This window comes from Streptomyces agglomeratus (assembly GCF_001746415.1).
In the GTDB taxonomy this organism is placed as follows: Bacteria; Actinomycetota; Actinomycetes; order Streptomycetales; family Streptomycetaceae; genus Streptomyces; species Streptomyces agglomeratus.
In genome coordinates this window covers 4,914,071-4,935,830 of sequence record NZ_MEHJ01000001.1, presented here as the reverse complement: position 1 = coordinate 4,935,830, position 21,760 = coordinate 4,914,071, and the positions used below count along the sequence as shown (strand labels likewise).

Here is a 21,760-nt window from a genome sequence, read left to right as displayed (position 1 = left end):
GGCGATCTGCACAGGATGACCAGGGTCGGCACCACCTCCCGGGAAGCAGGCGAAACTCATGTCAACCGACGGTATCGACGCACTCGACGGCCGGCTCATCGTGCTGCTGGCACGCGAGCCGCGCATCGGGGTGCTGGAGGCTTCTCGCCGCCTGGGGGTGGCGCGCGGGACCGTGCAGGCCCGGATGGACCGGCTTCAGGCCCACGGGGTCATCCGCGGTTTCGGCCCGGACGTCGATCCGGCCGCACTGGGCTATCCGGTGACGGCGTTCGCGACGCTGGAGATCAAACAGGGCCAGGGAGCCGACGTACGGGCGCACCTGGCGACGGTCCCCGAGGTGCTGGAACTGCACACCACCACCGGGCACGGAGACATGCTCTGCCGCCTGGTCGCCCGCTCGAACGCCGATCTTCAGCGTGTGATCGACCGGGTCGTCGGCTTCGAGGGCATCATGCGGGCCTCCACGGCGATCGTCATGGAGAACCCGGTGCCGCTGCGGATCATCCCGCTGGTGGAGCAGGCGGCGGCCGACGGGGCGGGCTGACGCGCGGCTCGGCCGGCGCGGGCATCACCGAGGACATGCAAAGAACAGGTTGCAACGAAGTACTTGCAAAGCTGTCTTTGCATGCCTAGGGTCGAGGCATGCCCACAGAGCCCGGACCCGACCCGCGACCCGACCCGAGGGTGACCAACTCCCGTACCCTGGACGCCCGTTCCCTGCGGGGCCTCGCCCACCCTCTGCGCATCCAGCTGCTGAAGTCGCTGCGCCACGACGGCCCCGCCACCGCCTCCCAGCTCGCCGAGCGGCTGGGCGAGTCGAGCGGCGCCACCAGCTACCACCTGCGGCAGCTCGCCGCGCACGGCTTCGTCGAGGACGACCCCGAGCGCGGCAAGGGCCGCGAGCGGTGGTGGAAGGCGGCACAGGAAGGGACCACGTTCAGCAGGGAGCTGCACAACAGCCCCGATCCCGCCGTACGCGGCGCCGCCGACCTCTTCCTGCACGAGATCGCGAACATCCACACCCAGGAGCTCGGCACCTGGCTCGCCACCTCGCGCGAATGGCCCGAGGAATGGGCCGCCAGCTCCGACATGAGCGACTTCACGCTCCAGCTCACCCCTGAGCAGCTGAAGGAGCTGAACGAGAAGCTGCACGAACTCATCGTCAGCTACCACGGACTGTCCGACGAGGGCTCCGCCCAAGTCCGCCTTCACACCCACTCGTTCCCCCGCCGCTCCACGGACTGAGAGGAACCCGCCCGCCATGCACCCCGACACCCACCTCCGCCTTCACCACCAGCGCGCCGCCGACCTGCACGCCCGGGCCGCCGCGTACGCCCCCGTCCCGCGCCCCGCGCCGCAGCGCGCCCTGCGCACCCGCCTCGGCTGGGTCATGGTCGAGGTGGGTCTGCGCCTCGCCCAGCACCCGCCCGCCCGGCCGGCCCGTATCGCATGACCGCCCGGGGGGTACGGAAACCGTTCGCGGCCGTACTGGCCGCCAACACCATCTCCACGGCCGGCACCTCGCTGACGATGATCGGTGTCCCGTGGTTCGTGCTCGACACCACGGGCAGCGCCGGCCGCGCGGGCGTCGTCGCCTTCTGCGCGACGCTGCCGGTCGTCGTCTCCGCGCTCGTCGGCGGACCGTTCATCGACCGGATCGGCCGCCGCCGGGTCTCGGTCGTCTCCGACCTCGTGTGCGGGCTCGCCGTCGGCGCGATCCCGCTGCTGCACTGGGCCGGGGCGCTGGAGTTCTGGATGCTGTGCGCCCTGATGGCGCTCGGCGGCCTCGCCCATACGCCCGGCATGACCGCCCGTTACGTCCTGGTGCCCGACCTCGCCGCCCACGCCGGCACCACCCTCGCGCGCGCCGCCAGCCTCTTCGAGGGCGTCTCGCGCGGGGCCCGCATGATCGGGGCCGCGCTCGCGGGCGTCCTGATCGCGGTGCTCGGGGCGGAGGCGGTGCTGCTGCTCGACGCGGCGACCTTCGCCGGGTCCGCGCTCCTGGTCGCGGGCGGAGTACGGGGCGTACGGGCGGCCGAGCCGCAGAAGGCGGCGCCGGTGTCGTTCACGACGTACCGCACGGAACTGCGTGAGGGATACGTCTTCCTGCTGCGCCAACGCCTCCTGCTGGCCGTGGTCCTGATGGTGATGCTCACCAACGGCCTCGACCAGGGCTGGAGTTCCGTCCTCCTGCCTGTCCACGCCAAGGAGAACCTGGGCGGCGCCACGGACCTCGGCATGCTCGCGGCGGTCTTCGGCGGGTGCGCGCTGCTCGGCGCCCTGCTCTACGGGGCGGTCGGTGAGCGGTTCCCGCGCCGGATCGTCTTCACCGTGGCGTTCCTGCTCTGCGGGCTGCCGCGCTTCGTCGTCGCCGCGCTGGTGGACGGAACGGCCGCGCTGGCCGTGGCGATGGCGGCGGGCGGACTGGCCGCCGGGATGCTCAATCCGATCCTGACGACGGTGACGTACGAACGCGTCCCGCAGGACCTGCGCAGCCGCGTCGGCGGCGTGTCCACGGCCGGCTGCGAACTCACCATGCCGCTGGGCGGGCTCGCGGCGGGGCTGCTGGTCGAGGAGGCAGGGCTCGTGACGGCGCTGCTGGTGGTGGGCGGCGCGTACTTCCTGGCGACGCTGAGCCCGGTGGTCTTCCCGTCCTGGCGTGCGATGGACGGCGTACCGGCCGGCGCGCCGCTCAGCAGCTCGGAACCTTCGCGCCCTTCGTCTCCAGCGCGTCCAGCGCCCGCACCGCGTCCTTGAGCGTCGTCACCGGCACCAGCCGCAGCCCCGCCGGCTTCTCGGCCTCGGCCTGCGAGCACTCGTCCTTCGGCACGAGGAAGACCGTCGCCCCGTCACGCCGGGCCGCCTGCGTCTTGAGCGGTACGCCGCCGACCGGGCCCACGTCGCCGTCCGAGGTGATCGTGCCCGTACCGGCGATGGTGCGGCCGCCGGTGAGGTCGCCGCCCGAGCCGTTGCCGTCGAGCTTGTTCACGATGCCGAGCGAGAAGAGGAGACCGGCGCTGGGGCCGCCGATGTCGGCGAGGCTGAGATCGACCTTCACCCGCTGGGGGCTCTCGCCGAGGTAGCCGAGCGCCGCGTCGACGGCGGTGGCCTGCGACTGCTCCATCTCCTGGACGTTGTGCTTCTCGATCTCGGCGTCCGTGCCGCCGGTCGGGTAGACCGCTTCCTTCGGCATGACGGCCCGGTCGGTCCTGAACCACGCGTCGACGACCTGCCCCAGGTCGACGTCGACGGAGGGGCCGGTCGCCACGATCGTCGTCATCCGCAGCTCCCCGGTGGTCTTGCGGACCGGCGCCCCGGTGATGGTGATCACCGGCTCACCCTTGACCTCGCCCAGGACGTTCGCGGTGCTGCCGGGCTGCGCGAGGACGTACGGCAGCGGCGCGAAGGCGGCCACGGCGAGCAGCGCGAGCACGGGGGCACCGCACAGGGCGAGGACACGGGGGCGGGAGAGACGTGAGAGCACGCCCCCAATCTAGTCCCGTACTTCGCGGGTCGTTGATTCGTATGGTGTGACCGGTCCGGGAGTGTCCCGGGCCGGTCGCATGGCGTTGGTCCGGATGTGTCGATGACTTCCCGGTCCCCGCGGCCACGATCTGAGCGTCAGCGCCTTGAAGTGGTGGTGACGTCCGTGGTGGAAAAGCGTCTGGGCGCTCTGCCTGTCGCTGCCGAGTTTCTGCGCCGGCTGGACGTGGCCGGGATCGTCGACGAGGTGTGTCCAGGCGGCGCGAGCGCGCATCTGACGCACGGGCAGGTCATCGAGGCGCTGGTGGCCAACCGGCTGACCTCGCCCGCACCGCTGGTGCGCGTCGGGGACTGGGCCCGCACCTGGGCGGTGGAGGAGGTCTTCGGCATCACACCAGACCTCCTCAACGACGATCGCCTGGCCCGTGCGCTGGACGCGATCGCCCCGAAGCTGGAAGTCGTCGCCGGCACCGTCGGCGCGCGGGCGATCACCGAGTTCGGGATCGACGTCTCGCGGCTGCACTGGGACATGACCAGCATGTCCGTCCACGGCGCCTTCCCCGCCCAGGACCAGGACGAGCAGTACCCGCTGATCGCCTGCAACGGGCATCCCAAGGACCGGCGGCTGGACCTGAAGCAGATCCAGACCGGGCTCGCGGTGACGGCCGACGGCGGGATCCCCGTGCACTCCCGGGTCTTCGACGGCGCCGCCGCCGAGGTCCGTCAGGTCGTCGGCGCGATGAACGACCTCAAAGCGATGGCCGGCACCCGCGAGTTCTTGATGGTCGCCGACTCCAAGCTGGTGTCCTACTCCAACATCACCGCCCTGCTTGAGGCCGGGGTGGAGTTCGTCGCGCCCGTCCCAGCCGCGCAGCTCAAGGACGAGGTCTACGCGGTCCTGGATCCTCAGCGGGGCGAGCCCGTCGACTGGGTGCCTGAGCGGGACGAGAGGAAACCCGAGGCGGAACGGGAGACCTACCGGGTCCTGGAGGACACCCACACGCTGACCGGCCGCCGCAAAAGCGATCCGCCGCTGACCGTGCGCCGGATCCTGGTCCACTCCACCGCCGTCGCGGCCGGCCAGCAGGCTGCCCGGGCCAAACGACTGGCCAAAGCCGCCGAAGACCTCGACAGGCTCACCGCCGCGGCGGGCGGACGGCACTACAAGACCAGAGAGAAGATCGTTGCCCGGATCGGCGTCATCGCGACCAAGCGCCGCGTCACCTCCTGCCTGCGCTGGCACATCACCACCGACGAGCACGGCACCCCCAGCCTCACCTGGCACTTCGACCAGGACGTACTGGGAGCCGAAACAGCCGTCGACGGCTGGTGGGCGCTGATCACCAGCGTCCCGGCCGAGAAAGCCGGCCCGGCCCACGTCCTGATCCATTACAAGGGCCAGGGCACCGTCGAACGGCGTTACCACGACTTCAAGGGCCCCCTCGCGGTGGCACCGGTCTTCGTGCAGCACAACCGGCGCGTCGCCGCGCTGATCCAGGTCATCTGCCTGGCCCTGCTCGTCTTCTGCCTGATTGAGCGGCAGGTTAGACGCGCGCTCGGCCCCGACGAGACCATGCCCGGCCTCTACCCGGACAACCGCCGCGTCCGCCCCACCGGCCGGATGATCCTCTACCAGCTCGGCGAACTCACCCTGCGGATCGGCAACGTCACCGACCCGCCAACCGTCCAGATCAACCGCGGCGTCCAACTCCACCTCCTCGACCTACTCGACACCGACATCACGCAAACCCGCTGGCCACAGACCTAAAACGGTCACCCGCGAAGTACGGGTCTAGTGGGCGCGCGCACCGCTCCACCGTGCGCCACCTCTCCCCTGCCCGCGCGTGCCCGTTCCCGCCGCGCACCACTGCTCACCGCTCACCGCAGCGCGTCGCCTCACCGCAACGCGCCGCCTGAACCGCAGCACGTCGCCTGAACCGCAGCGCCCCGCCTCACCGCAGCGCGTCGGCCACCTCGCGCGCCGCGTCGACCACGCGCGGACCCACCCGCTCCGGGACGGAGTCGGCCAGCATCACGACTCCCACGCTGCCCTCCAGCCCGGTTATGCCGACCAGCGGCGCGGCAGCGCCGCTGGCGCCCGCCTCCAGTTCGCCGTGCGTGAGGGTGAAACCGCCGGCCGCCAACGCGCCCTGGCGGGCCGCGAGGATCGCCTTGCCGGCCGCGCCCCGGTCGAGGGGGTGACGGAAACCGGTGCGGTACGCCACGTGATAGTCGGTCCACGTCGGCTCGACGACCGCGACCGCGAGCGCCTCCGCCCCGTCGACCAGCGTCAGGTGCGCCGTGGCGCCTATGTCCTCGGCGAGCGAGCGCAGCGCGGGCAGGGCGGCTTCCCGTACGAGCGGATGGACCTGGCGGCCCAGGCGCAGCACGCCGAGACCGACGCGGGCACGTCCGCCCAGGTCGCGGCGTACGAGCGCGTGCTGCTCCAGGGTGGCGAGCAGCCGGTAGACGACGGTGCGGTTCACACCGAGTTTGTTGGACAGCTCGGTGACGGTCAGACCGTGGTCCGTGTCGGAAAGCAGTTTGAGGACACGAAGTCCCCGGTCGAGCGTCTGGGAGGTTTCCGCGGTCACGACGCCCACTCCTCTGTGGTGAGTGCGGCGGCTCTCTCACGCTGTGCGCCGCCGGTCCCTTCGGCGTCGCGCGCAGAGGCCGCCGGCAGGCCATGGCACCGGCTGCGCTCCGGGGCGGCTCTGCCACGGGGCGTATGCGTTGCGGGAAAGGTAGCGATCGACTCCGCTCAGCGGAAGACCTCGTCCAGAATCCGGGCGCGTGGCGGAAGTCGGTCCACCCGTGGGACCCGTTCCGCGCGGCCCCGGCTTTGGAGGTACCGCCCCCACGGGAAAGCGGGGCCCGGAGACGATCCTCCAGGCCCCGCCGTGACATTCCCGTCGTACGTCAGCGCATCCGGGTGGCCCACTCCTGGACCTTCTTGATCCGCTCCTGGAGCTGCCCGGCGGTGGCCTCGGCGCTCGGCGGGCCGCCGCAGACGCGCCGCAGCTCGGTGTGGATGACGCCGTGCGGCTTGCCGGTCTGGTGGACGTACGCGCCGACCATCGTGTTCAGCGACTTGCGCAGCTCCAGCAGCTGCTTGTGCGTGACGACGGGCCGGGACTCGGCCGGCTTCTCCAGCAGGTCCGCCTCGGCGGCGGGCTTCTGGCGGCTGTGCGCGATCTGCCGGGTCTGGCGCTTCTGGAGCAGGAGCTGCACCTGGTCGGGCTCCAGGAGCCCGGGGATGCCGAGGTAGTCCTGCTCCTCCTCGCTCCCCGGATGGGCCTGCATGCCGAATTCGGCGCCGTCGTACAGCACGCGGTCGAAGACGGCGTCGGACTCCAGCGCCTCGAAGGGCAGCTGGTCCTCGGTCTCCTCGTCCTCCAGCTTCTCGGCGTCGGCGAGGAGCTTGTCCTCCTCGGCGAACGGGTTCTCGTCCTCGCCGCCCTTCTTGGGCTTGTCGAGGACGTGGTCCCGCTCGACCTCCATCTCATTGGCGAATTCGAGAAGCATCGGGATCGTAGGAACGAACACGGACGCGGTCTCGCCACGCCTGCGGGATCGCACGAAGCGTCCGACGGCCTGGGCGAAGAAGAGCGGTGTGGAGATCGTCGTCGCGTACACGCCGACGGCCAGGCGCGGTACGTCGACGCCTTCCGACACCATGCGGACCGCGACCATCCACCGCGAGCCGTCCGCGCTGAACTGGTCGATCTTCTTCGAGGCGGCCTTCTCGTCGGACAGCACGACGGTCGGCCGGTCCCCGGTGATCTTCTTCAGGATCTTGGCGTACTCGCGGGCGGTGTCCTGGTCGGACGCGATGACGAGTCCGCCGGCGTCCGGGATTCCCTTGCGTACTTCGGTCAGCCGGGTGTCGGCGGCCGCGAGCACGTTCGGGATCCACTCCCCCGTCGGCGCGAGCGCCGTGCGCCAGGCCTGCCCGATGGCGTCCCTGGTCATCGGTTCGCCGAGGCGGGCGGCGATCTCGTCACCGGCCTTGGTGCGCCAGCGCATGTTGCCGCTGTAGGAGAGGAAGATGACGGGCCGCACGACGCCGTCGGCCAGGGCGTTGCCGTAGCCGTAGGTGTAGTCGGCGGAGGAGCGCCGGATCCCGTCGTTGCCTTCCTCGTACGCGACGAAGGGGATGGGGTTGGTGTCGGAGCGGAACGGCGTGCCGGTCAGGGCGAGGCGCCGGGTCGCCGGGTCGAACGCCTCCTGGCATGCCTCGCCCCAGGACTTCGAGTCACCGGCGTGGTGGATCTCGTCGAGGATGACCAGCGTCTTGCGCTGCTCGCACCGGTTGCGGTGGAGCATCGGGCGTACGCCGACACCGGCGTAGGTGACGGCGACGCCGTGGTACTCCTTGCTGAGCGGTCCGGCGCTGTAGTCGGGGTCGAGCTTGATGCCTATCCGGGCCGCGGCCTCCGCCCACTGCTTCTTGAGGTGCTCGGTCGGCGCGACGACGGTGATCTGCTGCACGACGTGGTGGTGCAGCAGCCACGAGGCGAGCGTCAGCGCGAAGGTCGTCTTGCCCGCGCCGGGCGTCGCGACGGCGAGGAAGTCGCGCGGCTGGTCCTGGATGTACTTCTCCAGCGCCCCCTGCTGCCAGGCTCGCAGCTTGTTGGCGGTGCCCCAGGGGGCGCGGCCGGGGAAGGCGGGTGAGAGGTGATGGGAGGCGGTAGTAGTCACGGTCTCCGGTTCGGAACGCTCGGGTACGTGGCGGGATGGTCCCCGAAGGGTCGTAGGACAACCGGGCCACCCTACCGGCGCCCCCTCCGCCCCCACGTACGAACGGCGCCGCGTCGCCCTCCGTTGGGACCCACCTCACACGCCCGTCCGCATCGGGGCGTCACCCCCTGTTACGCGCCGTCCTTCGGCAGCAGCCGGGTCGCCACCCACGCTCCCGCCAGCGCCACCCCCGCCATCGGCAGGAACACCGCCGCGAAGGCCGCGGGGTGGGACGCGGACGTGGTGGCCGCGGCGTGGGGCGCGCCCACCGCGCCGCCGCCCAGGGCCGCGAAGACCGCGCCGCCGACGGCCAGGAGCATGACGTTGGACAGGCCGTCGGAGATCTGGAGGGCGGCGGAGTTCGACCCGGCCTCGTGCGGGGCCGACAGCTTGAGCAGCAGCACGCTCGTCGAGGCGATGACCAGGCCCATGCCGAAGCATCCGACTCCCCACGCGACCGCCACGATCCACACCGGCACGGCGGCGATCAGGACGGTGGGCGCCGTCGCGACGGCCGCCGCGACCAGCACCATCCCGGCCGGCACCAGCCGCTCCCGGTACGGCTCCATGCGCGGCCGCGACTGTACGTACGAACCGAACGCCCACGTCGCACCGCCGACCGCCAGCGAGAGCCCGGCCAGCGTCGGGGAGAGCCCCCGCTGGGTGACCAGCATCAGCGGGACGAAGGATTCGGCCGCGATGAACGACCCCGCCGCGATCCCGCGCAGCAGCACCACCGAGGGCAGCCCGCGCGCCGCCCGGTAGGTCCCGCGCGGCAGCAGCCCCAGCACGGCCGGCACGAGCAGCGCGCCGCCCACGGCGGCCGGCACCAGGGAGAGCCACCGCGCCCCTTGAACGGACGCGGCCTGGCCCGCGTACTGGAGCAGGCCGGCGCCCAGCGAGATGCCGAGCGCGAGCCGGATGCGGCGGCGGTCGAAGGCGGGGACGGGTGCGCCCGCGTCGGCGGGGCCGGAGGCCGTGCGGCGTATCGCGGGCAGCGCGATGGCGAGCGGGAAGACGACGAGGGCGGGGATGCCGACGAACACCCAGCGCCAGCCGAGTTGCTCGGTCACCGTCCCGGAGACGAGGGGGCCGACGACCGACGGGACCACCCAGCTCGCGGAGAAGGCGGCCAGGATCGCGGGCTGGAGCCGGGACGGGTAGGCGCGGCTGACGACGACGTACAGCGCGACGATCACGAGGCCGCCGCCGAGACCCTGGACGGCCCGGCCGAGGATGAAGAGCCACATGGCGTCCGCCGTGCCGGAGAGCAGCAGTCCGGCCCCGAACGCGCTGATGCCGGTGGCGAGCGGCGCGAGGGGGCCGGTCCGGTCGGCCCACTGCCCGGACAGGACCATGGCGAAGAGGCTGGTGGTGAAGTACGAGGAGAAGGCGAAGGCGTAGAGCGGGACGCCGTTCAGCTCGCGGGCCGCGACCGGCATCGCCGTACCGACGGCGGTCGCCTCGAAGGCGATGAGCAGGACGACGGCGATGATGCCGATGCTGAGCGCGCGGTGGGCTCTGCCGAGGACGCCGTTGTGGTCCGCGGGCTCGCCGGGTATCTCGTCGGCTTCGGGCGCGACCTCGGCGTCGCGCGGCTCCAGGGCGGTCATTGGCCCAGAGTAAGGGGCGCAGCGCTGATTGGACCCTGTCGTCGGGCGGGCCCGCACTCGGCCTTTGGTCGTACGACCGGGGCCCATATGAACGCGGTGTGGCAGTCGCGTTGCGGCGCGGGCCGATCCCTTGGCCGGCCCGCGCCGCCGCCCTACGGTCGTGACATCAGCACACGGCCGTGTGCCCGAGTGGCTCAGGGGTTCGCCTGCAAAGCGGATTACGTCGGTTCGATTCCGATCACGGCCTCCACCGCTCCACCGCGTGCTCGCTCTACACCGGCAGCACGCACACCGGCACCGGCGCCGCGAGCGCCGGGCCGGCCGCCGTGAGGCGACCCGTACGCCGGTGCACCCGGAACGCCGCGACCGTGCCCGACCTCTGGTTGGCGGCGAACAGCAGCCCGCCGGACGGGTCGAGGGCGATGTGCCGGGGATACGAGCCCCCGGACGGCGTGGCGGACACCAGCCGCAGCGCCGCGCCGCCGCACTCGGCGGCGAAGACGGCGATGCTGTCGTGGCCCCGGTTGGAGACGTACACGAACCGCCCGTCGGGCGAGACCACGACCCCCGCCGGGTAGTTGCGCCCGCTCAGCCGGGTGCCGGGCGGCAGGGTGGGCTGCGGGGTGCCGGGGGTGAGGACCCCGCCGGGCCCGTCGTACGCGCACACGACCAGGGTGCTGTCCAGCTCGTTCACGACGTACGCGTAGCGCCCGGAGGGGTGGAAGGCCAGGTGCCGCGGCCCGGCTCCCGGCTTCATCGCGGCGCGTGCGTGCTCCCCGAGGCGCCCGGTGCGCGGGTCGAGCCGGTAGGTGTGGAGGGAGTCCGTGCCGAGGTCGACGGCGACGACGTACCGCCCGGCGGGGTCCGTGACGACCATGTGCGCGTGCGGCCCCTCCTGCCGCTCGGGGTCGGGCCCCGACCCCTTGTGCCGTACGACGTCGGTGGGTTCGCCCAGCACGCCGTCCGGCCCGACGGGGTGTACGGACACACTCCCGCCGGTGTAGTTCGCGGTCAGCAGGAACCGCCCGCCGGGGTGGACCGAGAGGTGGCAGGGGTCGGCGCCGCCGGTCGCGCGGGGGCGCCCCAGCACTTCGGGGGTCCCGCGCCCGACGCGCACGGCGGTGACGGCGCCCTCGGCGCGCTCGTCGACGGCGTACAGGGTGCGGCGGTCCGGCGAGAGCGCGAGGAAGGAGGGATTCTGTACGCCGACGAGCACTCCCGCGGAGGCCAGTCGCCCGCTGCGCGGCCGGTACGAGGCGAGCCCCATGCCGGTCCCGCCGCCCGGCTGCGTGGTGTAGGTGCCGAGGTACGCGCGCCGCGTCGCCTCCGCGGCCCGCGCGCTGCCGGGCGCCGCGAGAGCGAGCGCCCCGGCGCCGGCCAGCGCGACGAACCGCCGCCGGCTCGGACCGGACGTACCGGTGCCCGCGTGGGCGTCCGCGCCCGCCCCGGTGTCCGCTGCCGCGTCCGGCGGTGTACGCATCTCGCTCATCAGGCCCCTCACGCTTCCCAGTCGGCCGGGTCGGTCGTGCGGCAGTCGTCGCGGTCGCATGGTGTCCCGGACGGGCGTGCCGGGCAAGGGGCCGCGCGTACGGACCCTCCCGCTCCCACCGGCCGGCGTAGGCCGGTGATCGCCGCGGGCGGGCCACCGGCCGTCCACCCAGCGGCCGTCCACACACCGGCCGTCCACACACCGGCCGTCCGCCCAGCGGCACCGACCGGCGCCCTCCGCGACGAGGTGAGTAGGCTCGTCACGCTCATGTCACACCAAGGGGGAGCTTCAGATGGAACGGCCACGCCTGGGCACTGCGCGGCGCATCGGCCCGTACCTCCTGATCACCCGTCTCGACTCGGCCGGCGGCCCCGGCACCCCGCCCGTCCCGGAGCGGCGCTTCATCGCCCGCAGCACGGACGGCGACCGCACGGTGCTGGTGAGCGCACCGCTGGAGGGCGCTGACCCGCAGCGGTTCGTGGCCGAGGCGGAGGCGGCCCGGCATCCGCTGGGCCCGTGGGCGGCCCCGGTCACCGAGCACTCCGGCCCCTCGCCGGCACCCTGGTGCGCCCGCCCGTACCTCCCCGCGCTGCCGTTGCCGACGGCCCTCGCGGTGTACGGCGGGCCGCTGCCCGAGCACACCGTCCGGGCACTGGGCGCGGCACTCGCCGGGACGCTGGCGCTCGCGCACGCGGCGGGCACGACGCACGCCGGCGTGTCCCCTGCGGCCGTACTGCTGGCGGGGGACGGCCCGCGCCTCACGTGCTTCGGCGCCGTACGCGCCGCGGGGCCGGACGGTGCGCCCCGCAGCGGGCTTCCCGGCCTCGACCCCGGCGCCCTGGCACCCGAGCAGGCGACCGGCGGGCGCCCGCGTCCCCCCGGTGACGTCTACGCCCTCGGAGCGGTGCTCTCGTACGCGAGCACCGGGCACACGGTTCCCGACCGGGACGAACTCCCCGCCTCCCTGCGGCCGTTGATCACCGCGTGCCTGGCCCGCGACCCGGCGGCCCGCCCCCGGGCGGCCCAGCTCCTGGAGCAGCTCGCGCCCAGCGCCGCCCCGGCGGCCGCGCACGGCCCCCGGGGGACGGAGATCCACGCCGGCGCCGCGTCCCTTCCCGCCGACTGGCTGCCGGGCCGGCTGGTGGCGGCCGTCGCCCGCCAGTCGGCCGTGGTCCTCGCCGCCGAACTCCCCTCCTCCGCCCACGCCCCTGCCCCCGCGCACAGAGACAACTGACTGAGCGATGCCGACGCCCCTGACCCACGACGACCCGCACCAGCTCGGCGCGTACCGCCTCACGGCCCGCCTGGGCAGCGGCGGCATGGGCACCGTCTATCTGGCGCGCACCGCCGGCGGCCGCACGGTCGCGCTCAAGACGGTCCACGCGCGCATCGCCGCCGACCCGGCCTTCCGCACCCGTTTCCGCCTGGAGACGGACGCCGCCCGGGTCATCGGCGGGCAGCACGGCGCCGCGGTCTTCGACGCCGACCCGCTCGCGGACACCCCCTGGATGGCCACCGAGTACGTACTGGGCCCGCCCCTGGACGAAGCGGTGACGCTCTGCGGCCCCCTCCCGGAACCGTCCGTCCGCGCCCTGGGCGCGGCCCTGTGCGGCGCGCTGTCCCAGCTGCACCGCTCCGACGTCGTCCACCGCGACCTCAAGCCCTCCAACGTGATGGTCACGGCGTACGGTCCCAAGGTCATCGACTTCGGCATCGCCCGTGCCCTGGGCGACGACCGCCTGACCCGCACGGGCACGGCGGCGGGCACGCCCGCCTACATGTCCCCCGAGCAGGCCACCGGCCTGGAACACACACCCGCGGGCGACGTGTTCGCGCTGGCCGGCGTCCTCGTCTTCGCCGCGGCGGCGCACGGCCCGTTCGGCAGCGGCCGGCCGGCGGACCTGCTCTACCGGGTCCGTTACGCGGAGCCGGACCTGACGGGCGTACCAGCGTCCCTCGTCCCGGTCCTCGCCCGCTGCCTGCACAAGGACCCGGCACAGCGCCCCACCACGGGGCAGCTTGCCGCCGAACTCCACGACGGCCACGGCGAGTTCGCGGACCATCTGCCGCCCCCGCTGCTCGCGGAGATCTCGCGCCGGGCGGCGGAGGTCTGGCTCCCCCACCCGCCCCGGCTCGCGGCCCCGCCGGAATCCCCCGACCACTCGTCACCGGCCGCCGCCCCGGCTGCCGTGTCCCGCCGCAAGCTGCTCACGATGGGCGGGGGTTCGGTGCTGGGCGTGGCGGCGGCGGGGGCAGGCGGGTGGGCCTGGTGGGACAAGCGGGGCGCGGACGACAAGGCCGGGAAGCCGTCGTCCGCCGCGGCCGACGACGGGCCGGAGCCGCTGTGGCGCACCGATATCGTCGACAAGTGGCAGCGCCGGCTCCCGATGCCGCTGGGCAAGGTGGTCGCCGGCCTGTCGGAGAACACGCTGCGGGGGCTGGACGCGAAGAGCGGCAAGGAGCTGTGGTCGTACCCGCTGCTGTCCTACGGGCAGCAGTTCACCTCGGACGGCAAGGCGATCTACGGTTTCCTCCCCGACTACGACGAGGGCAAGGGCCTGTCGCTGCACGCCTTCTCACCCACTGACGGAACCATGGTGCGCCGCGTCGCCCGGCTCACCGGATTCAACGGTTCCCTGCACGACGCGGAACTGATCGCCGCGATCGGCGGGGTGCTGTACCTGGCCGCCCGGAAGAAGGGCGCGTCGGCGACCGACTACACCGCTCAGGCCAAGGACTGGTGCCTGGTGGCGGTCGGCCTGCGGAGCGGGAAGAAGCTCTGGCAGCGGCCCATCTCCGTGGCCTACCCCGACAACGGCTCCAGAGCCATCAGCGCCACGGTCGTGGGCAAGCGCCTGATCGTCGCCAGGAAGGGGGACGGTTACGCGGACTACAGCGTGGGGGCCCTGGACATCGGTACGGGCGAGGTGCTCTGGCGGACGGACATCCCCAGGGAACGGCTCGACTCCTCGTTCCTCATCCCGGGCCAGCTGGCCGCCGACCGGCAGCACGTCTACGTGAGCAGCGGACGCGTCTGGGCCCTGCGGATCTCCGACGGTGAGGCCGCCTGGGAGTTCGGTGACGACCGTAGTCCGGGTGAGATCGAGCAGAACGGGCGGTGCTACAGCCCTCCGGCCGTGCGGGACGGTGTCGTGTACGCCGCCGAGGGCAGCCACGGCATCGTCGCTCTGGAGGCGACGACGGGAAAGCTGCTGTGGGAGGAGAAGGAGGACTTCACCAACGACGACACTCCGCGTCTCACCGCTCCCCCCGTCGTCGGCGAGAAGTACGTCTACGCCCCTCTCACCCACGGCGTCAGCGCCGTCGACCGCCGTACCCACCGGTCCGTCTGGACCTATGCCACACCGGCGATCCGCTTCGTGGCGCACGAGGAGGCCGGGCAGCTCATCGCGGCCGACTCCGGCACCGTGACGGCCCTGCCCTTCGAGTGAGAACCGGCACCGTGACCGCCCCGCGGGAACCGGCACCGTGACCGCCGCCCCGCCCCCCGAGTGAGAAAGCGCCTCCACCATGCTCCCCCTCAGCACCGGCGATCCACTGCGCCTCGGCCCGTACCGCCTCCTGGGCGTACTCGGCGAGGGAGGGATGGGAAAGGTCTACTTCGGCCGTGACGGCGCGGGCGGCACCGCGGCGGTGAAGGTCCTGCGCCCCGAACTCGCGCACGACCAGCACCTGGCCGGGCGGTTCGTCCGCGAGGCGCAGACAGCGCAGGCCGTGACCAGTGACGGTGTGGCACGCGTGCTCGGCGCGCGGACCGAGGGCGGACGGCCCTGGATCGCGGCCGAGTTCCTGGCGGGTCCGACCCTCGACGACGCCGTCACGTCGTACGGCCCGCTGGACGACGTCGCCCTGCGGGCCCTCGCGGCGGACCTCGCCCGCACCCTTCAGGACATCCACGCGGCGGGTCTCGTCCACCGCGACCTCAAACCGGCGAACATCGTGCTCACGTCGGGCGGCCCCCGCGTCATCGACTTCGGTATCGCCCGCCCCGAGCACGGGCTGACGCTGACCACCACCGGCCAGATCCCGGTCACGCCCGGCTACGGCGCACCCGAGCAGGTGCTCGGGCAGCGGGTCGGCCCGCCCGCCGACGTCTTCTCGCTCGGCGCGGTCCTCGCCTACGCGGCCAGTGGCCACCGCGCCTACGACGGCCCGCACGTGGCCGGCGTGCAGTACCAGGTCGTGCACGGCGAGCCCGAGGTGAGCCTCGTGCCCGAGCACGTCCGGACGCTCGTCCTGCCCTGTCTCGCGAAGGATCCGGCGCGGCGCCCCGTGCCCGCGCAGATCGCGCAGGCGTTCGCGCCTCCCCGGGGGGCCGGCAAGGTCTGGCGGCAGGGTCCGCTGGCCGACGACATCGGCCGGCGCGAGGCGGCGGCCGGGCGCCTGGCCGCGACGCACCCGGCAGAGCCCGGCGACGGCTCCGCCTCCCCCTCCCGGCGCCGGCTGCTCACCACCCTCGCCACCGCCGGCGCCGTCCTCGCCGCCGGCGGCGGGACCGCCTGGTGGCTCAAGGAGGGCCGGAGCGCTGCCCCGAAGCCCATCACCGTCCCGCCGGCCGCCAAGACTCCCACGGCGGCGCTCCTGGCCCCCACCGCGCCCATCGCGCCGCTGTGGGGGCCCGAGACCCTGGCCGGTCCCCGCACCCCGGCGCCCCTTCCGGTGCGCGATGTCTTGATCTTCGAGGCGGCGGACGGCGGCCTGGCAGCGCACCGTGTGACGGACGGCCGCCAGAAATGGCGCGCTCCGGACGTGACGGCGTCGGCCGGCTACGTGACGCTCTCCGACCGGCTCGTGGTGACCGCGGACGCGGAAGGCGCCCTGCACGCCTTCGTCGCCTCCACCGGTGACCGCGCCTGGACGGCGGCGGACATCGACGCGGAGACGCTCCTGGCCGCCGACGCCCGCACGCTCTACGTGATGACCCGGGAACGGCAGCTGCGGGCCGTCAGCACGGTCACGCGAAAAGTTTTGTGGTCGCGGGCCACCCCCGTACGGACGACGGGAGCGGAACCACCGGCGGCGGCGACGGGCAGGGGGCGTCTGGTCCTCTTCCCCTCGGACGGTCACGTGGTCGTCGTGGACACGGACACCGGCGGCGACGTGTGGGAGATCCGCGGCCAGGGCACCGCGGCCCTCGCACCGGCGATCCGGGGGGACACGGTCTTCCTCGGCGGCAGGACCCTGACCGCCCTCTCACTCGACGACGGCAAGAAAATCTGGTCCGTGCCGGCGGACAGCAGAGTCGACCAGGAGACCGGGGGCTGGGGGCCTCCGGCCGTCCGGGGGGACGAGGTGTACGCCGTCGACTACCTGGATCTCCACCGCCGCCGGGCGAGCGACGGCCGCGGGCGGTGGTCGTGCCTCCTGCGGAGCTACGAGGGCACCCGGACGCTGCCCGTCGTGCAGGGCGGCACCGTGTGGGTCGCCGAGTCGAAGAGCTACGGGCTCACCGCCGTCAGTGCGCACACGGGCGACGAGCTCGCGGCGTACGAGCACGGCGACACGGCCTCCCACACGACAGCGGGCGACGGCAACCGCTTCTTCGCCGTGTACGACGGCTCGGTGATCGCCATGCCCGTACGGTCCTGACGCCTGCCGCGCACGGCGCGGTGCGGCGCCGAGCCGTGCCGTGCGACGCCGCGTTACGCGGAGGGGACCGCCACCGCCGCCTGCGGGCGGATCGGCAGGCGGTTGACCGGGCGGCCGGTGGCCGCGCGGACCGCCGAGGCGATCGCGGCCGGCGAGGTGACCACCGGGACCGCGCTGACCGGCTTCGCGCCGAACGGGGCGACCACGTCGCGCTCCTCCACCAGCTTCACGATGCGGATGTCGGGCGCGTCCAGCGACGTCGGGAGGGCGTAGTGGGTCAGGTCCGGGTGACGGACCAGCCCGCGCGGCGTGCGGAGGTTCTCCGTCAGCGCCGCGCCGACGCCCTGCGTGACGCCCGCCTCGATGCGGGTCGCGAGCTGCGCGGGGTTCAGGATGCGGCCCACGTCCTGGGCCACCGCCATCTCCACCACGCGGATCGAGCCCAGCTCGATGTCCACGTCCACGATCGCCCGGATCGCGCAGAAGGCCAGCCCCACGAAGGCGTCGCCCTGGCCCGTCTCGTCGAGCGGCTCGGTGGGGTGGGGGCGGCACTGGGCCGTGGCCCACAGTTCCTTGCCGTCCATCGCCTCCATCACCGTGGTGGACAGCACCCCGTCGTACGACGTGATCTTGCCGTCGGCGATCTGGAGCAGCTCCGTCGACATCCCGAACTTGTGGGCCAGCGGCTGGAGGAGCTGCGTGCGGACCATCTTCGCCGCGCGCTCCACCGCGCCGCCCGACACCCAGGTGTGGCGGCCGTGCGTCGCGGCGCCCGCCGGGGGCTGGTCGGTGTCCACCGAGGCCACGTGGACCTCTTCGACGCCCAGGACCTCCTGGACGATCTGGCGGGCGAGCGTGGTGAAGCCCTGGCCGGTCTCGACCGCCGCGCAGATGACCGTCGCCACTCCGTCGTGGACCTTCACCGTAGCCGTGGAGACCTCGTCCGCGCCCTCCGCGCCCAGCATGTGCACCATGCCGACCGCGTAACCGACTCCCCGGCGTACGGCGCTCGGCTCGCCCGCGCCCTCCGGGCCGCCCGGCAGCAGCCATTCGTCCTGCGGGGTGTCCTTGGGGAGGGTGGGGAGCGGGAAGTCCCGTACGGATCTGAGGAGTTCCGCCACGGGGGCCGGGCAGGTCACCGTCTGGCCGGTGGGCAGCAGGTCGCCGGTCGCCAGCACGTTGCGCAGCCGCAGTTCCGCCGGGTCCATGCCCAGCTTCGCCGCGAGCTTGTCCATCTGGCCCTCGTACGCCGCGCACACCTGGAGGGCGCCTTCGCCCCGGACGTGCCCGGAAGGGGGGTTGTTCGTCCGGACCGCCCAGCCCTCGATGAAGGCGTGCGGGACGACGTACGGGCCGCAGGCGAAGGCCACCGCCGCCGCGAGTGATTCGGACGAGGCGTCGGCGTACGCGCCCGCGTCCAGGAGGATCTGTGCCTCGACCTTCACCAGGCGGCCCTCCGCGTCCGCGTGGTGGCGGTAGCGCAGGAGCGTCGGGTGGCGGTGGGCGTGGCCGAGGAAGGACTCCTCGCGGGTGGCGGCCAGCTTGACCGGGCAGCCGGTCCTGAGCGCGAGCAGGCCGAGCGGGATCTGGAAGCTGCCGTCCTCGCGGTCCCCGGTCGCGCCGGGGACGCCCGTGACGACGACCTTCACGCGTTCCTGTTCCAGGCCGAAGCAGGCGGCCGCGCGGTCGCGGTCGGTGTGCGGGTCGGTGGACGCCGTGTAGATCTCCACCCCGCCGTCCGGGCGGGGCACGGCGAGACCGGCCTCGGCGCCGATGGGCGCCGGGTCCTGGCGGCCAATGCGGTACAGGCCCTCGACGATCACCTCGCCCGTCGCCTCCGGGTCGCCGAAGCTCAGCGGGATGTGGCGGATCAGGTTGCCGTCGGGGTGCAGCGGCTCGGCCGCGAACGCCTGCTCCGGGTCGGTGACCGGTTCGAGGACCTCGTACTCGACCGCGATGGCGGCCGCAGCCAGGCGGGCCGTGTCGGGGTGGTCGGCGGCCACGGCCGCGATCGCCTCGCCGTGGTGGCGCACCAGGTCGGCGGCGAAGACGGGGCGGTCGGCGACGGAGCGGCCGTGCGCGGGGTCGCCCGGCACGTCCCGGTGCGTGACCACGGCCCGTACGCCCGGCATCCCCGACGCCGCGGAGGTGTCGATCGAGACGATGCGCGCGTGGGCGTGCGGGGAGCGGAGCACCGCCGCCCACAGCAGGCCCTCCGCCCACAGGTCGGCCGCGTACGGGAACGTGCCCTCCGTCTTCGCGCGGGCGTCGGCCGGCGGGAGGGACGCGCCGAGGCCGTGGGCCGGGGCCTCGGAGCGGCGCTCCGGCTGGGTGCTGTCGACCGCCGTCGTGCTGGTCGCGGTGGCCGCGTCGCTGCTCACGCCATGCCTCCGTCGTGCGGGTTCTCGAGGTGGTTCTCGTGCGGGTGGGGCTGGTGGATGCCGCCCGCGCCGGGGGGTGCCTGGTGCGGGATGCGGGCCTCCTCGGCGGCGGCGGTGGCCTCGCGCTCGGCGACGACCTCGCGTACCGCTTCGAGGACGCCCCGGTAGCCCGAGCAGCGGCACAGGTTGCCGCAGAGGGCCTGCCGCGTCTCCAGGTCGCTCGGGGCGTGGTTGCCCTCCAGCAGGTCGTGGACCGTCATCGCCATGCCGGGTACGCAGAAACCGCACTGGACCGCGCCGCAGTTCGCCAGGGCGCGCTGTACGTCGGAGGGTTCGCCGTCGGTGGCCAGACCTTCCACCGTGCGGACCTCGCTGCCGGCGGTGGTGGCGGCGGGCACCAGGCAGGAGGCGACCAGACGGCCGTCGACCTGCACCGCGCAGGCGCCGCACTCGCCCTGGGAGCAGCCGTCCTTGGCGCCGGCCAGCCCCAGGCGCTCGCGCAGGACGTAGAGGAGGGATTCCCCGATCCAGGCGTCGGTGACGGGGCGGTCGGCGCCGTTGACCCGCAGGACGTACGAGGCGTGGGGGTGCTCGCTGTGGGCGTCCTCGCCGGCCGCGGGCGCGGGGGCGGGGGCGGGGGCTGGGGCGTCGGTGAAGGGTGCGGGGGCGTCCGGGGCGGGCTGTGCGTCCGGGGCCCCGGCGTCCGGTGCGGCCTCTGCGGCGGCGTCGGGCGTGGCTTCCGGGGCGCCGGGGTCGGTGCCGCGCCCGGGCGTCTCCTCGGGTGCCGGACGTTCGGGCAGTGCTGCGGTGTGTTCGGGGTGGTGGTGTTCGGCACCCTGCGGGGAGCGCCCGGACACGTCCCCTCCCGGCACCGTGGAGTGCGACGCCGGGTGCGTCGGGCGGGGTTCGAAGTCCTGGGTCGGGGCGGTGGACTCGGCCCCCGCCGGCTGGGTCGCCCAGGGGGCCTGGGCGCCGCCCGGGAGCGTCTGGCCCGCGGCCGAGGTGTTGGCCCAGGGGGACGGCGCGCCGCCCGGGAGGGTCGCCGGGGGGTGGGTGGTGGCCCAGTGGGACGCCAGGGCGGAGGTGGTGAACTCGCCGGACTCGTCCGGGAGGTCACCCTCCGCCACCGGGATCGTCCACTGGCCGGTGAGTTCCGTCGCGACCGGCGGCACCGGTTCCGGGGCCGACTCGAAGCTCCACTGCCCCGTCGTCCCCGCCTCGTGCGCCGGGGCAGGCGGCTGCGGGCTCTCCGGTTCGGGCCACCGCATCTCGCCCGGCACGGGGCCGGCCACGGTCCACATCCCGGGCGCGGCCGGGTCGGCCGCGCCCGGCGCCGCCGTGATCTGCGGGTCGGTGTGCGGAGCTATCTGCGGCGGTACGTAGTCGTGGCCCGGCGCGGCCAGCGGGTCGCCGTACGCGCCGAAGTCCGTCATCCCCTCGGGCAGGTGCACGAACGCCGTGGCCTCCGCGTCGTACTCGCCGCCCTGCGGGGTCGGCTGCCAGCCGCCCGGGTTGGGCGGTCCCGGCGTCCCGGGGTTCTCGTTCTCGCTCACGACAGTGCCCTCCCCAGCGCTCGTCGGGCCAGCGCGGCGACCGTGCGCCGCAGGTGCAGTACAGCGGGTGGCAGAGCGGCCTCGGCCCCGTCCGCCGGTGCGGGGTCCGGGATGCAGGCGGCGGCCACGTACTCGCCGAACGCCGCGCAGGCTTCCGGCGCCAGCTTGCGGTCCGCGTCCCACTCGATCAGCGAGGCGATCCAGCGCTCGGCCTCCAGGGGCCGCAGCGGCATCGGCGCGATGGCGCCCACCGCGCACCGCACCTCACGCCGCGCCGGGTCGAGGACCAGGGCGACGGACGCGGTCGCGCGGCCGGGGCCGGTGCGTCCGGTGGCCTTGAAGAAGACCTGGGGGGCGTGCAGCAGCGGTACGCGTACGAAGCCGATCAGCTCACCGGCGCCCAGCATGTCCCGGCCGGCCAGCAGGTGGGAGACGGGCGTCTCGCGGCGCGCTCCGCCGGGTCCGGCGATCACGAGCGTCGCTTCCATGGCGGCCAGTACGGGCAGGGTGTCGCCGGTGGGCGCGGCGGTGACGATGTTGCCGCCGAGGGTGCCGGCGTTACGGATCTGGGGAGGGCCCGCGGCGCGCGCGGCCGCCGCCAGCGCCGGGATGAGGGCCGCGAAGTCGGGCCGTCCCATCCGGGCGTGGGTGAGACCGGCGCCGAGCAGCGCGTTCCCGTCCTGGTACTGCCAGCCCCTGATCTCGCTGATCCGGCCGAGCCCGACCAGGGCGGCGGGCCGAAGCTGCCCGGAGTTCACGGAAGCCATCAGGTCCGTGCCGCCCGCGACGGGCACGGCGGCAGGCATGGCGGTGAGTGCCGCCACGGCCTCGTCGAGCGAGGCCGGGAGCGTCACGGACTGCGCCGCCTGCGGTGCGTGCGTGGTCAACCCA

General features: G+C 73.9%; 16 protein-coding genes and 1 tRNA gene. 9 read left to right on the top strand and 8 right to left on the bottom strand.

What is annotated here, in order from left to right; genetic code table 11:
* Positions 1 to 58 precede the first annotated feature (58 nt).
* The 4 genes from AS594_RS21460 to AS594_RS21445 all read left to right on the top strand — a co-directional run bounded on the left by AS594_RS21460 (position 59) and on the right by AS594_RS21445 (position 2,757).
* Positions 59 to 544, top strand: coding sequence for an Lrp/AsnC family transcriptional regulator (locus tag AS594_RS21460; protein ID WP_069935239.1), 486 nt, complete (start codon positions 59 to 61; stop codon positions 542 to 544).
* Positions 545 to 642: 98 nt separating this feature from the next.
* Positions 643 to 1,245 carry an ArsR/SmtB family transcription factor gene (locus AS594_RS21455; protein WP_069928575.1) on the top strand — a complete coding sequence of 201 codons (603 nt, stop codon included), beginning with the start codon at positions 643 to 645 and terminating at the stop codon, positions 1,243 to 1,245.
* Between the two features lie 16 nt (positions 1,246 to 1,261).
* A complete protein-coding gene (locus AS594_RS21450) occupies positions 1,262 to 1,453 on the top strand; it encodes a hypothetical protein (protein WP_069928574.1) in 192 nt (63 codons plus the stop codon).
* The gene (locus AS594_RS21445) at positions 1,450 to 2,757 is read left to right on the top strand and encodes an MFS transporter (RefSeq protein WP_069935238.1); all 1,308 of its coding nucleotides are present in this window, start codon (positions 1,450 to 1,452) and stop codon (positions 2,755 to 2,757) included. The genes AS594_RS21450 and AS594_RS21445 overlap by 4 nt, the downstream gene beginning before the upstream one ends.
* Here AS594_RS21445 and AS594_RS21440 read toward each other — a convergent pair.
* Complete coding sequence (locus AS594_RS21440) at positions 2,693 to 3,484, bottom strand: S16 family serine protease (protein WP_069928572.1); 792 nt, start codon at positions 3,482 to 3,484, stop codon at positions 2,693 to 2,695. The two genes, AS594_RS21445 and AS594_RS21440, sit on opposite strands and share 65 nt — an antisense overlap.
* Positions 3,485 to 3,649: 165 nt before the next feature.
* On the opposite strand from AS594_RS21440, the gene AS594_RS46250 reads away from it, so the two are divergent.
* Positions 3,650 to 5,251 (top strand): IS1634 family transposase, encoded by a 1,602-nt coding sequence (locus AS594_RS46250; protein ID WP_240509067.1) that lies wholly within the window; start codon positions 3,650 to 3,652, stop codon positions 5,249 to 5,251.
* A 184-nt stretch (positions 5,252 to 5,435) separates the two neighbouring features.
* Here the strand turns inward: AS594_RS46250 and AS594_RS21430 are convergent, their stop codons facing one another.
* The 3 genes from AS594_RS21430 to AS594_RS21420 form a co-directional block, all read right to left on the bottom strand.
* Positions 5,436 to 6,077, bottom strand: a complete 642-nt coding sequence (locus AS594_RS21430; RefSeq protein ID WP_069930669.1) for an IclR family transcriptional regulator — start codon at positions 6,075 to 6,077, stop codon at positions 5,436 to 5,438.
* 325 nt (positions 6,078 to 6,402) lie between these two features.
* Entirely contained in the window at positions 6,403 to 8,184 is a 1,782-nt protein-coding gene (locus AS594_RS21425; protein ID WP_069935236.1) for a DEAD/DEAH box helicase, read from the bottom strand.
* Positions 8,185 to 8,354: 170 nt separating this feature from the next.
* Complete coding sequence (locus AS594_RS21420) at positions 8,355 to 9,836, bottom strand: MFS transporter (protein ID WP_069928570.1); 1,482 nt, start codon at positions 9,834 to 9,836, stop codon at positions 8,355 to 8,357.
* A gap of 175 nt (positions 9,837 to 10,011) precedes the next feature.
* Between AS594_RS21420 and AS594_RS21415 the strand changes: the two genes are divergently transcribed.
* Positions 10,012 to 10,086: transfer RNA gene (locus AS594_RS21415), tRNA-Cys, on the top strand.
* A gap of 21 nt (positions 10,087 to 10,107) precedes the next feature.
* Here AS594_RS21415 and AS594_RS21410 read toward each other — a convergent pair.
* Positions 10,108 to 11,325 (bottom strand): lactonase family protein, encoded by a 1,218-nt coding sequence (locus AS594_RS21410; protein ID WP_240509066.1) that lies wholly within the window; start codon positions 11,323 to 11,325, stop codon positions 10,108 to 10,110.
* A gap of 292 nt (positions 11,326 to 11,617) precedes the next feature.
* On the opposite strand from AS594_RS21410, the gene AS594_RS21405 reads away from it, so the two are divergent.
* The 3 genes from AS594_RS21405 (at position 11,618) to AS594_RS21395 (ending at position 16,935) form a co-directional block, all read left to right on the top strand.
* The gene (locus AS594_RS21405) at positions 11,618 to 12,559 is read left to right on the top strand and encodes a serine/threonine protein kinase (protein ID WP_069935235.1); all 942 of its coding nucleotides are present in this window, start codon (positions 11,618 to 11,620) and stop codon (positions 12,557 to 12,559) included.
* Between the two features lie 7 nt (positions 12,560 to 12,566).
* The gene (locus AS594_RS21400) at positions 12,567 to 14,777 is read left to right on the top strand and encodes a serine/threonine-protein kinase (protein WP_079148134.1); all 2,211 of its coding nucleotides are present in this window, start codon (positions 12,567 to 12,569) and stop codon (positions 14,775 to 14,777) included.
* Positions 14,778 to 14,856: 79 nt separating this feature from the next.
* Positions 14,857 to 16,935, top strand: coding sequence for a serine/threonine-protein kinase (locus AS594_RS21395; RefSeq protein WP_069935234.1), 2,079 nt, complete (start codon positions 14,857 to 14,859; stop codon positions 16,933 to 16,935).
* A gap of 53 nt (positions 16,936 to 16,988) precedes the next feature.
* Here the strand turns inward: AS594_RS21395 and AS594_RS21390 are convergent, their stop codons facing one another.
* From AS594_RS21390 to AS594_RS21380, 3 genes are read right to left on the bottom strand one after another with little or no spacing between them, the layout of a single operon-like run.
* Positions 16,989 to 19,316, bottom strand: coding sequence for a xanthine dehydrogenase family protein molybdopterin-binding subunit (locus AS594_RS21390; RefSeq protein ID WP_069928567.1), 2,328 nt, complete (start codon positions 19,314 to 19,316; stop codon positions 16,989 to 16,991).
* Positions 19,313 to 20,869: a (2Fe-2S)-binding protein gene (locus tag AS594_RS21385; protein WP_069935233.1), complete on the bottom strand. Its 1,557-nt coding sequence runs from the start codon at positions 20,867 to 20,869 to the stop codon at positions 19,313 to 19,315. Before AS594_RS21385 ends, AS594_RS21390 begins: the two co-directional genes overlap by 4 nt.
* The gene (locus AS594_RS21380; protein WP_069928565.1) at positions 20,866 to 21,756 is read right to left on the bottom strand and encodes an FAD binding domain-containing protein; all 891 of its coding nucleotides are present in this window, start codon (positions 21,754 to 21,756) and stop codon (positions 20,866 to 20,868) included. The genes AS594_RS21385 and AS594_RS21380 overlap by 4 nt, the downstream gene beginning before the upstream one ends.
* Positions 21,757 to 21,760 lie beyond the last annotated feature (4 nt).